This is a genomic window from Pseudomonas azotoformans (genome assembly GCF_900103345.1).
Lineage (GTDB): Bacteria > Pseudomonadota > Gammaproteobacteria > Pseudomonadales > Pseudomonadaceae > Aquipseudomonas > Aquipseudomonas azotoformans.
The window spans coordinates 3,365,325-3,377,183 of the sequence record NZ_LT629702.1 but is presented as its reverse complement, the minus strand read 5'-3'; the positions used below and the strand labels follow the sequence as shown (position 1 = coordinate 3,377,183).

Below are 11,859 nucleotides of genomic sequence, written 5' to 3'. Positions count from 1 at the left end.
GCGCTCCTCAGGCTTCAGCGTTGGCTTTGATCAGGCGGTCGTACGCGTCCTGATCCAACAGTTTAGCCACTGCACTGGCATCGGCCGGTTTAAAGCGGAAGAACCAACCCTCGCCCATCGGGTCTTCGTTGACCAGTTCCGGGCTGCCGTCAAGTTTGTCGTTCACTTCGAGGACTTCCCCGTCCAGCGGCATGTACACGCCGCTGGCGGCCTTGACCGATTCCACGGTGGACGCTTCGGCGCCCTTGTCGTAGGCCTGCAACTCCGGCAGTTGCACGAAAACCACGTCACCCAGCGCGTTCTGCGCGAAAGCGGTGATACCCACGGTGACGCTGCCGTCAGCTTCGGCGCGCAGCCATTCGTGATCTTCAGTGAAACGCAACTCGCTCATGGAAACTCCTCAGGGCCAGATTCGTCTGGTGGACGGGATTGGAATAATGGGGAGTTGCTTAGCAATATCGCGGCCAACGTCATTAAGCCTATATAAATCAATGACTTGATAGATTTTGTTATGACGATATGCATTTTGCCTGTAGCGATTTCGCTACAGTTTGGCCTGTGAAAAAAAGCCTATGTGGATCAAAGCCTTGCATGGCGCGCAAAAAATAGGGCTGTAGCGATATCGTTACGCTGTAGCGCTTTCAGTACAGTCGATGTCGTTCTCAGACCAACATTTGCAATGCGATCCCTGTGGGAGCGGGCTTGCTCGCGAATGCGGAGGGTCAGCCAACACACCTGTGACTGATACACCGTATTCGCGAGCAAGCCCGCTCCCACATTTTTGAACCATGTTCACTCAAGGCTTGTTGGGAATGCCGTACTTGCGCAGACGATGGGCAATCGCCGTATGGGACGTCTGCAACCGGCTGGCCAGTTGGCGAGTCGAGGGGTAGCTGGTGTAGAGGGTTTCCAGCAGGTTGCGCTCGAAGTCTTCCACCGCCTGTTCCAGGCTGTCGATTTCGCCGTCGCTCTGGCGGGCTACCGAGGTGCCGGCGATGTCGAGGTCGCCGATGTCCACCAGGCTGCTTTCGCAGATCGCGGCGGCGCGGAAGATCACGTTCTGCAATTGGCGCACGTTGCCTGGCCAGCGGTTGCCCAGCAGCGCCGGGTAGGTGCCGGGCGCCAGGCGGCAAACCGGACGCTGGATCTGCGCACAGGCCTGCTGCATGAAATAGCGGGCGAGCAACAGGATGTCCTGGCCGCGTGCACGCAGCGGCGGCACTTCGACGTTGAGCACGTTGAGGCGGTAGAACAGGTCTTCGCGGAAGGTGCCCTCGCTGACCATCTTCTCCAGGTCGCGGTGGGTGGCGCTGAGGATGCGCACATTGACCTTCACTTCACGGTCGCCGCCAACGCGTCGGAAGCTGCCGTCATTGAGAAAACGCAGCAGCTTGGCCTGTAAGTAAGGTGACATCTCGCCGATTTCATCGAGGAACACCGTGCCTTGGTTAGCCAGTTCCATCAGGCCGGGCTTGCCACCGCGTTGCGCGCCGGTAAAGGCGCCGGGTGCATAGCCGAACAGTTCGCTTTCGGCGAGGTTTTCCGGCAGCGCCGCGCAGTTCAAGGCCAGGAACGGCGCGCTGTGGCGTGCGCTGATGGCATGGCAGGCACGCGCCACCAGTTCTTTGCCGGTGCCCGTCTCGCCCTGGATCAACAGCGGCGCATCCAGCGCCGCCACCCGCTGCGCACGCGCCTTGAGGGTGCGGATCACCGGGGACTCGCCAAGCAGTGCATCAAACCCTTCGGCATGGTCATGGTGCAGCGCCGACAGTTGTTCGCCGATGCGGTTGGGTTGGTACAGGGTGAGCAGGGCGCCGGCGTCGGTGATCGGCGTGGCGTCCAGCAGCAGGGTCTGGCCGTTGACGCTGATCTCGCGCAGGGGCAGGCGAAAGCCGTGTTCGAGCAAGGTGTCCAGCAGCGCCGGGTCGTTGAACAGTTCGCTGATGCTTTCGCCGGCCGGTTCGCGGCCATACAGGGCGATCAGCGCCGGGTTGGCCAGCAGGATCTTGCCCGCGCTGTCCAGCGCCAGCACCGGGTCGGTCATGGCGGCCAGCAGGGCGTCGAGTTGCAGGTGGCGGCGTTGGCCGGGGAGGATGTCCACCACGGTCACCGCCTGCACGCCGTGCACGCTGAACAGCGCGTCGCGCAGCTCTTCGAGCACATTGGCGCTCAGGGTCGGTGCGTCGATGTAGACGTTGGGCGGCACCATCTCCACCGCATCCAGGTTGAGATTGCGCCCACCGAGCAGGGCCAGGACTTCCTGGGTGATGCCGACGCGGTCGATGAAGCTGACGTGGATACGCATGGGGCGGTTGTTGGTTCTGGCGTACTGAGGGTGGCCAGTATGCCTGACGGGTGATGGAGATCAAAAATGTGGGAGCGGGCTTGCTCGCGAATACGGTGGGTCAGTGAAAAAATTGCTGACTGACACACTGCATTCGCGAGCAAGCCCGCTCCCACATTTGATTGTTGGTGCCTGGGAAATCGGGTTATTCGAGGTGCTCGGGCTTGATCGGGTCCCCGGCCTTCACATCCAGTTGATGCCGCACATCCTCGAACATCAAGTCGTACTGCTTGTGCATCGAGCCATTCAACACCGCGACCTTCGGCATCCCATACTTCTGCGCGATGTTCATCGCATGCCGCGCAAAGTCGAATGCCTGGTCCTTGGGCAGGAAAAACTCCTCCTTCAGGTCCTTGCCCTGCACCGAGCCATGCAGCTTGAACAGCATGCCCTTGCCTTCCTTTGGGTCCTGGCTGACTTCGTAGTCGATGCACAGGTTGTAGCTGTAGTCCTGGGCATTCAGCGCGTGACGTTCAACATGCAAGTGACCGGGTTCAAAGGTGGCCATAGGCGTCTCTCCTCTACTTCAAAGATAGGTGATGCCAGGTGTTGCCGTACTGATGCGTGTACCGGCACTGCCCTGGACGATGGCTTCGATGTCCGAGAGTGAACCGATGACGGCGGTTTTGCCAGTCTTGCGGGCGAACTCGCAGGCCGCTTGGACCTTGGGCCCCATGGAACCGGCGGCGAAGCCGAGCTTTTCCATTTCGTCGGGGTGGGCCTGGCCGATGGCTTTCTGGGTCGGCTTGCCGTAGTCGATGAAGGCCGCGTTGACGTCGGTGGCGATCACCAGCAGATCGGCCTCCAGTTGCGAGGCCAGCAGCGAGGAACACAGGTCTTTGTCGATCACGGCCTCAATCCCGCGCAGCTTGCCGTCTTCGCCATACATGGTCGGGATGCCGCCGCCGCCGGCGCAGATCACGATGGCGCTTTTTTCCAGCAGCCACTTGATCGGGCGGATTTCAAAGATGCGTTTGGGCCGTGGGCTGGCGACCACGCGACGATACTTGTCGCCATCCGGTGCAATGGCCCAGCCTTTTTCGGCGGCGAGTTTCTCCGCTTCGGCCTTGGAATACACCGGGCCGATGGGCTTGGTCGGGTTCTTGAAGGCGGGGTCCTTGGCGTCCACTTCCACTTGGGAGAGCAGGGTAGCGAAGGGCACTTCGAAGTCCAGCAGGTTGCCCAGTTCCTGTTCGATGATGTAGCCGATCATGCCTTCGGTCTCGGCGCCGAGCACGTCCAGCGGGTATGGCGAGACCTGGGTGTAGGCCGCCGCCTGCAATGACAGCAGGCCGACTTGCGGCCCATTGCCGTGGGCGATCACCAGCTCGTTGCCGGCATGGATCTTGGCGATCTGTTCAGTGGCGATGCGGATATTGGCGCGTTGGTTGTCCGCGGTCATGGGTTCACCACGGCGGAGCAGGGCGTTGCCGCCCAGGGCTACGACGATGCGCATAATGCAATCCTTCTAGAATTCAGCGTTGTGAACACCGGACAAAATGTGGGAGGGGGCTCGCCCCCGATTGCAGTGTGCCAGTCGAAAAATCTGTCACTGATGCGCCGCCATCGGGGGCAAGCCCCCTCCCACATTTGACCGTGTTGACTTTAGATATCAGCGAGTGCCGACACCAGAATCGCCTTGATGGTATGCATGCGGTTTTCCGCCTGCTCAAACGCGATGTTGGCCGGCGACTCGAACACCTCTTCGGTCACTTCCACGCCATTGGCCAGGTTCGGGTACCGCGCGGCGATGTCCTTGCCCACCTTGGTTTCGCTGTTGTGGAACGCCGGCAGGCAGTGCATGAATTTCACCCGTGGGTTGCCCGAGGCTTTCATCATCTTGGCGTTGACCTGGTACGGCAGCAGTTGCTCGATGCGCTCGTCCCACGCTTCCACCGGCTCGCCCATGGACACCCAGATATCGGTGTGGATGAAGTCCACGCCTTTCACCGCTTCCTTCGGGTCTTCGGTGATGGTGATACGCGCGCCGCTTTCTTCGGCAAACGCATGGCATTGCTTGATGAAGTCCGCGTGCGGCCACAGCGCTTTCGGCGCGCCGATGCGCACGTCCATGCCCAGCTTGGCGCCGATCATCAGCAGCGAATTGCCCATGTTGTAGCGCGCATCCCCCAGGTAGGCGTAGCTGATGTCATGCAGCGGCTTGTCGCTGTGCTCGCGCATGGTCAGGGTGTCGGCGATCATTTGGGTCGGGTGGAATTCGGCGGTGAGGCCGTTGAACACCGGCACGCCGGCGAACTTGGCCAGTTCTTCGACGATTTCCTGCTCGAAGCCACGGTACTCGATCGCATCAAACATGCGCCCGAGCACGCGGGCGGTGTCTTTCATGCTTTCCTTGTGGCCGATCTGCGACGACACCGGGTCGATGTAGGTGACGTGGGCGCCTTGGTCATGGGCTGCGACCTCGAAGGCGCAGCGGGTGCGGGTCGAGGTTTTTTCGAAGATCAGCGCGATGTTCTTGCCTTGCAGGTGCGGACGCTCGGTGCCGGTGTATTTGGCGCGCTTGAGGTCGCGGGACAGGTCCAGCAGGTAATGCAGCTCGCGGGTGGTGTGGTGCATCAGCGACAGCAGGCTGCGGTTGCGCATGTTGAAAGCCATGATGGAATCTCCTTAGTAGTCGATTGGGTCGCGGATGATCGGGCAGGTCATGCAGTGGCCGCCGCCACGGCCACGACCGAGCTCACCGGCGCTGATAGTGATGACTTCCACCCCGGCCTTGCGCAGCAAGGTGTTGGTGTAGGTGTTGCGGTCGTAGCCGATCACCACGCCAGGCTCCACCGCCACCACGTTGTTGCCGTCATCCCACTGTTCGCGCTCGGCGGCGAAGCTGTTGCCGCCGGTCTCGACCACACGCAGGGCCTTGAGGTTGAGGGCCGCGGCGACGGTTTCGAGGAAGTTGGTTTTTTCGCGTTGGATGTCGATGCCGTGTGGCTTGCTTTCATCCGGGCGCAGGGTGAAAGGCACGATCTGGTTGACCACTTCGGGGAAGATGGTCACCAGGTCGCGGTCGCAGAAGCTGAACACGGTGTCCAGGTGCATCGCCGCGCGGGACTTCGGCAGGCCGGCGACGATCACGCGTTCCACCGCCTTGTTCTTGAACAGGTTGCGCGCCAGTTGACCGATGGCCTGGTGGGACGAGCGCTCGCCCATGCCGATCAGTACCACGCCGTTACCAATCGGCATTACGTCGCCACCTTCCAGGGTGGAGGCGCCGTGCTCCTGGTCGGGGTCGCCGTACCAGATCTGGAAGTCGGCGTTGGTGAACTCGGGGTGGAACTTGTAGATGGCCGAGGCCAGCAGGGTTTCCTGGCGTCGCGCCGGCCAGTACATCGGGTTGAGCGTCACGCCGCCGTAGATCCAGCAGGTGGTGTCGCGGGTGAACTGGGTGTTGGGCAGCGGCGGCAGTATGAAGCTCGAATGCCCGAGGAAATCGCGGAACATCTCGATGGTCTTGCCGCCGAAACTGCTTGGCAGGTCATCGGCCGACACGCCACCGATCAGGTACTCGCTGATTTTGCGCGGCTCCAGGCTGCGCAGCCAGGAGCTGACTTCATCGACCAGGCCCAGGCCCACGGTGTTGGAGGTGATCTTGCGCTCCAGGATCCAGTCCAGTGCTTCGGGGATGGCGACGATGTCGGTGAGCAGGTTGTGCATTTCCAGCACATCAATGTCCCGCTCGCGCATCTTGGTCACGAAGTCGAAATGGTCGCGCTTGGCCTGGGCCACCCACAGCACGTCATCGAACAGCAGTTCATCGCAATTGTTGGGGGTCAGCCGCTGGTGGGCCAAACCTGGGGAGCACACCATGACTTTGCGCAGTTTGCCGGCTTCGGAATGTACGCCGTACTTCACTTTTTCCGTGGTCATTACAGATCCTCCAGTCAGAATTACAGAGTCAGGAAGCCGTCGTAGAGGCCATAGGCAGCCACCAAGGCGCCAATGACTACTGCGGCGAAAATCAGCTTCTCGACGTTGGTGAAAATCGGTTTGCCCAGTTCATGCTTGGCCTTGGCGAACAGGATCACGCCAGGGGCATACAGCAGGGCGGAAAGCAGCAGGTATTTGACGCCGCCGGCGTAGAGCAGCCAGACCGCGTAGACCAGCGCGATACCGCCGATGAACAGGTCTTTCTTGCGCTCGGCAATGGCGTTTTCGTAAGTCTCGCCGCGCACCGCCAGCAGCAACGCGTAGGCTGCCGACCACAGGTAGGGCACCAGGATCATCGAGGTGGCGAGGTAGATCAGCGACAGGTAGGTGCTGGCGGAAAACAGCGTGATCACCAGGAATATCTGCACCATGGCGTTGGTCAGCCACAGGGCGTTGGCCGGTACGTGGTTGGCGTTCTCCTTGCGCAGGAACTCCGGCATGGTGTGGTCCTTGGCGGCGGCGAACATGATTTCCGCACACAGCAGCACCCACGATAGCAACGCCCCCAGCAGTGAGATGATCAAGCCGACGCTGATCAGCACCGCGCCCCAGTGGCCCACCACATGCTCCAGCACGGCGGCCATCGACGGGTTCTGCAGCTTGGCCAGTTCCGGTTGGGTCATGATCCCCAGGGACAGCACGTTCACCAGCATCAGGAACAGCAGCACGGTGATAAAGCCGATCACGGTGGCCTTGCCGACGTCGGAGCGTTTTTCCGCACGGGACGAGAAGATGCTCGCGCCTTCGATGCCGATGAACACCCAGACGGTGACCAGCATCATGTTGCGCACTTGGTTCATCACACTGCCCAGGTCAGGGTTTTTCACGCCCCAGATGTCGGCGGTGAAGATCTCCAGCTTGAACGCGAACAGCGCGATCAATACGAACAGCACCAGCGGCACGACCTTGGCGACGGTGGTCACCAGGTTGATGAACGCCGCTTCCTTGATCCCGCGCAGTACCAGGAAGTGCACGGCCCACAGCAGCACCGAAGCACCGATCACCGCAGCCGGCGTGTTGCCTTCGCCGAAAATGGGGAAGAAGTAACCCAGGGTGCTGAACAGCAACACGAAGTAACCGACGTTGCCCAGCCACGCACTGATCCAGTAACCCCAGGCGGACGAGAAACCCATGTAATCGCCAAAGCCCGCCTTGGCGTAGGCGTATACGCCACCGTCGAGGTCGGGCTTGCGGTTGGCGAGGGTCTGGAACACAAAGGCGAGGGTCAACATGCCGATGGCGGTAATCACCCAACCAATCAATACCGCGCCGACATCGGCACTGGCGGCCATGTTTTGCGGCAGTGAAAAGATCCCGCCGCCAATCATCGAGCCCACGACAAGTGCAACCAGTGCGCCCAGTCGAAGTTTTCCGGGAGATTCAGACATCGCATAACTCCAATGCAGGAGAAGAGAGACCACAGAATAAATCCGTGCGCTAATCAAACAGCTGACTCAGATCACTTCATTGGCACATTCCATTGTGAATTAATGACTTAGGCTGGAAAATCGTGGGCGATAAGAATCCTCGGAAAGTATTGGCGCAGAGCCATTCTTTCCTTTTGGTTAATCATTTAGTCAGCGCTATGGAGGTTTTAAGCTAGACCGTATTCTTGAATATGCAAACTTTTCGGATGGCGTTTCACGAACTGTCAGACAATCCGGTATTTAAATTCTAAATAAGACTAAACTCGAATGCCTGACATGCAATTGCGTTATGAGCCTCCCGGTTTTATCGCCTTCACTAATAAACGCTACACTCGCTGAGTTAATTAGCCGAGTGCACAGTTGTCAGCTCAAGTTGTTGTTCATTCAGGAGTGTTCATGTCTCAACCGGCCCAGAAACTGCGACTTGGTGCCCTGATTGCCCTGGTGGTGGGGTCGATGATCGGCGGGGGGATTTTTTCCTTGCCGCAAAACATGGCCGCTCGCGCCGAGGTCGGGGCCGTGTTGATCGGCTGGGCGATCACTGCCGTTGGCATGCTGACCCTGGCCTTCGTGTTCCAGACCCTGGCCAATCGCAAACCCGAGTTGGACTCGGGCGTGTATGCCTACGCCAAGGCGGGTTTTGGCGACTACATGGGGTTTTCGTCGGCTTGGGGTTATTGGATCAGTGCGTGGATGGGCAACGTCGGTTACTTCGTGTTGCTATTCAGTACCCTGGGTTACTTCTTCCCCGTGTTCGGCCAGGGCAACACGCCGGTGGCGATCGGCTGCGCGTCCTTGCTGCTGTGGGCCGTGCATTTCCTGGTGCTGCGCGGGATCAAGGAGGCGGCGTTCATCAACCAGATCACAACGGTGGCGAAGATCGTACCGCTGCTGATGTTTATCGTGATCGCCGCCGTGGCGTTCAAGGCGGATATCTTCACCCGCGATATCTGGGGCCTGGGCAACCCGAACATCGGCAATGTGGTGGACCAGGTGCGCAACATGATGCTGGTCACCGTGTTTGTATTTATTGGTATCGAGGGCGCCAGCGTGTACTCGGCGCGGGCCGAGAAACGCTCGGACGTGGGCCGCGCCACGGTGATCGGTTTTCTGGGCGTGCTGGCCTTGCTGGTGCTGGTGAACGTGCTGTCCCTGGGGATCATGAGCCAGCCGGAACTCGCGCAATTGCAAAACCCGTCCCTGGCCGGCGTGCTGGAACATATCGTCGGCCCCTGGGGGGCGATGGCGATCAGCATCGGCCTGGCGGTGTCGCTGCTCGGCGCGTTGCTGTCCTGGGCGCTGCTCTGTGCGGAAATCCTCTACGCCACGGCCCATGACAAGACCATGCCGGCGTTCCTGAAGAAGGAAAACGCCAACCAGGTGCCGGTCAACGCGCTGTGGCTGACCAATGTGATGATCCAGGTCTTCCTGGTGATCACGCTGTTTTCCCACAGCACCTACACCACACTGATTTACCTGGCCTCATCGATGATCCTGGTGCCCTACTTGTGGTCGGCCGCCTATGCCGTGCTGTTGAGCGGGCGCGGCGAGACCTACGAAGGCGCCCACGGCCAGCGCATGAAGGATCTGCTGGTGGCGCTGATCGCCCTCGGCTACGCGGTGTGGCTACTGTATGCCGGGGGCTTGAAGTACCTGCTGCTATCGGCGCTGCTGTATGCACCGGGGGTGATCCTGTTTGCCCTCGCCAAGCGTGAGCAGCGCCAGCCCTTGTTTACCCACATGGAAAAAGGCATTTTCAGCTGTGTGATCACCGGCGCGGGGCTGGCGGCGTATGGGTTGTACAGCGGGGTATTGTCGTTGTGAAACTGGTGTATCAACCGCCTTATGATTGGGCGGCGATGGTGGGGTTTCTGTCGGCGCGGGCGATCGGCGGGATGGAGACGGTCGAGGCGGGGGTGTACCGGCGCAGTATCAGCCTCGGCGGGCAGCACGGCTGGATCAGCGTGGCACTGGGGGATGGCGATTGGCTAGACGTGGAGGTGGGTTTTCCAGACCCGGCGGCGTTGCCTGAGATCGAACGGCGCCTGCGCACGATGTTCGATCTGGATGCGCAGCCCCAGTTGATCAACCCGCAATTGGCGACGGACCCCTTGATGGCGCAGTTGGTCGCGGCCCGTCCGGGTCTGCGCGTGCCGGGCACCTGGGATGGCCTGGAACTGGCGATTCGTGCGGTGCTGGGCCAGCAGATTACCGTGGCGGCGGCGATTCGCCTGGCGGGCAAGCTGGTGGCGCAGTATGGCCAGCCGCTGGAGACGCCGTACGTCGGTATCACCCATGTGTTCCCCACGCCCGAGGTATTGGCGGCAGCGGACCTGGCCACACTGGGCATGCCCAAGGCACGTGGGCGGACCTTATCCGGCGTCGCGCAGGCGTTGCTGGATGACCCTCAGCTGTTCGAACCCAAAGCCAGTCTCAAGGAAGGCGTGGCGCGCTTGGTGGCGTTGCCGGGGATCGGCGACTGGACCGCGCAATACATCGCCATGCGCCAGATGCGCGAGACGGATGCGTTTGCGTCGGGGGATATCGGCTTGATCAATGCGCTGGCGGCGTTGGAGGGCGGGCCGGTGTCGGCGCGGCAGTTGTTGGCGCGGGCTGAGGCTTGGCGGCCGTTGCGGGCGTATGCAGCGCAGCATCTCTGGACGTCGTTGCAGCGCTCAGATTGAGGGTGCCTGTACTGGCCTCATCGGGGGCAAGCCCCCTCCCACAGTTTGATTTGTGAACAACATCCAAAAATGTGGGAGGGGGCTTGCCCCCGATGGCGATAGTCGAGTCACCACTGCGCTCGGTGTGAACCCAGTTCCCCAGCCGCTAGATCCCACTGCAACGGCGTGCCGCTGATAGTCACCGGCGGCAACAATCGATGCGCCTGGCCCCAGGCCGTCTGTTCCACCACCAGGCCTTGATCGCTCGGTTGCTCAGCCCGCAATGCCGGCTGCTCCGGCATCTGCCCGGCGTCCACCAGCAACTTCGCCGTACGCGCCAACGACAACTGCGCCGATCCACCACGGCCGGATTTCAATCTTTCGCTCAATGCCCGAATCGCACTGGCCGCCATCAAATACCCGGTGGCGTGATCCAGTGCCTGCAACGGCAGCGGCACCGGTTTGTCCCCCTGTTTCCAGGCCATGCCTGCGGCGGCAATCCCGCTGCTCATCTGCACCAGGCTGTCGAAACCCCGGCGATTGCGCCACGGGCCGCTCCAGCCGTAGGCGTTGAGGCTTACGTCGATCAGGCCGGGGGCGAGGGTTTGCAGTTCACTGGCGCTGTAGCCCAGTAGTTCCAGGGCGTCGGCGCGGTAACCGTGGAACAGGATGTCGGCCTCCCTGAGCAGGCATTCGAAAACCTGGCGGTCTCGGGCGCTTTTCAAGTCCAGGCGGGCGCAGCGTTTGCCCAGGGTCATTTCCGGCACTACGCCGGGCTCGTTCCAGGTCGGTGAGTCGATGCGCAATACATCCGCACCCAGCCCTGCGAGGAAACGGCTGGCCACCGGGCCGGCCAGCACGCGGGTCAGGTCCAATACCTTGAGGCCCGCCAGTGGACGCGCCACCGAGCCGAGCCAGGGTTTGTCGAGGGCGGTTGCAAAGGTCTGGCGCTGCACCAGTGCCTCGGCATTGACGGCCAGGCCCTGAGGGTGGGTTTGCCAGGCTTGCCAGGTACGCATCTGCGCGGCACAACCGCCTTCATCGACAATCGCCTGTTCCAGTTCGGCAGCGGTCCAGGCGGCAACCTTGTTGGCCAGGCCGCTGCGGTCGACGGCTTTGCCCAGTACGCGCTCAGCGGAGGCACGGTGATGGGGTGCGTTGGTGTGCAGGCGAATCCAGCCATCGGCGCAGGCGTAGTCGCCGGCCACCGGGTCCCACAGCGGTGGCGTTTTCCAGCCTACCGGGCGAATCGATGACGAGAACCAGAAGGACGCAAATCGCCGATCCACACTGACGCCGGGCAGGCGCCCGGTCTGTTGCTGGATCAACTGGGCCACAGCCTGGCCGGCGGCACCGATGCTGGCGCAGGCCAGTTCGGTGACGGCGAAGGCCGAGGGCAGGGCGCCGGCCTCGGTGGTGGTCAGTGGCGTGCGCGGTAAATCGAGTGCGGCTTGGATGGGGGTCAGCAGGTCAGTCATCA

10 protein-coding genes are annotated in these 11,859 nt (G+C 61.4%); 2 read left to right on the top strand and 8 right to left on the bottom strand.

The window, feature by feature from the left end:
• Nucleotides 1-7: 7 nt before the first annotated feature.
• The 7 genes from gcvH to arcD (BLR69_RS15105) all read right to left on the bottom strand — a co-directional run bounded on the left by gcvH (nt 8) and on the right by arcD (BLR69_RS15105) (nt 7,677).
• Complete coding sequence (gene gcvH, locus BLR69_RS15135) at nt 8-391, bottom strand: glycine cleavage system protein GcvH (protein WP_015885597.1); 384 nt, start codon at nt 389-391, stop codon at nt 8-10.
• Between the two features lie 405 nt (nt 392-796).
• Entirely contained in the window at nt 797-2,305 is a 1,509-nt protein-coding gene (locus BLR69_RS15130) for a sigma-54-dependent transcriptional regulator (protein ID WP_071496545.1), read from the bottom strand.
• 184 nt (nt 2,306-2,489) lie between these two features.
• Nucleotides 2,490-2,852 carry a DUF5064 family protein gene (locus BLR69_RS15125; RefSeq protein WP_058423256.1) on the bottom strand — a complete coding sequence of 121 codons (363 nt, stop codon included), beginning with the start codon at nt 2,850-2,852 and terminating at the stop codon, nt 2,490-2,492.
• A gap of 18 nt (nt 2,853-2,870) precedes the next feature.
• Nucleotides 2,871-3,800, bottom strand: a complete 930-nt coding sequence (gene arcC, locus BLR69_RS15120) for a carbamate kinase (protein WP_071496546.1) — start codon at nt 3,798-3,800, stop codon at nt 2,871-2,873.
• 149 nt (nt 3,801-3,949) lie between these two features.
• On the bottom strand, nt 3,950-4,960 hold the full coding sequence (locus BLR69_RS15115) for an ornithine carbamoyltransferase (RefSeq protein WP_071496547.1): 1,011 nt from the start codon (nt 4,958-4,960) through the stop codon (nt 3,950-3,952).
• A 12-nt stretch (nt 4,961-4,972) separates the two neighbouring features.
• Nucleotides 4,973-6,229 (bottom strand): arginine deiminase, encoded by a 1,257-nt coding sequence (gene arcA / locus BLR69_RS15110; protein WP_071496548.1) that lies wholly within the window; start codon nt 6,227-6,229, stop codon nt 4,973-4,975.
• Nucleotides 6,230-6,249: 20 nt separating this feature from the next.
• Nucleotides 6,250-7,677 (bottom strand): arginine-ornithine antiporter, encoded by a 1,428-nt coding sequence (arcD, locus tag BLR69_RS15105; protein ID WP_071496549.1) that lies wholly within the window; start codon nt 7,675-7,677, stop codon nt 6,250-6,252.
• A gap of 435 nt (nt 7,678-8,112) precedes the next feature.
• Between arcD (BLR69_RS15105) and arcD (BLR69_RS15100) the strand changes: the two genes are divergently transcribed.
• Both arcD (BLR69_RS15100) and BLR69_RS15095 read left to right on the top strand, forming a co-directional pair.
• On the top strand, nt 8,113-9,540 hold the full coding sequence (arcD, locus tag BLR69_RS15100; RefSeq protein WP_071496550.1) for an arginine-ornithine antiporter: 1,428 nt from the start codon (nt 8,113-8,115) through the stop codon (nt 9,538-9,540).
• Nucleotides 9,537-10,400, top strand: a complete 864-nt coding sequence (locus tag BLR69_RS15095) for a DNA-3-methyladenine glycosylase family protein (RefSeq protein WP_071496551.1) — start codon at nt 9,537-9,539, stop codon at nt 10,398-10,400. Before arcD (BLR69_RS15100) ends, BLR69_RS15095 begins: the two co-directional genes overlap by 4 nt.
• A gap of 107 nt (nt 10,401-10,507) precedes the next feature.
• Here BLR69_RS15095 and BLR69_RS15090 read toward each other — a convergent pair whose 3' ends face one another.
• Nucleotides 10,508-11,857: a CoA transferase gene (locus BLR69_RS15090; protein WP_071496552.1), complete on the bottom strand. Its 1,350-nt coding sequence runs from the start codon at nt 11,855-11,857 to the stop codon at nt 10,508-10,510.
• Nucleotides 11,858-11,859: the final 2 nt, after the last annotated feature.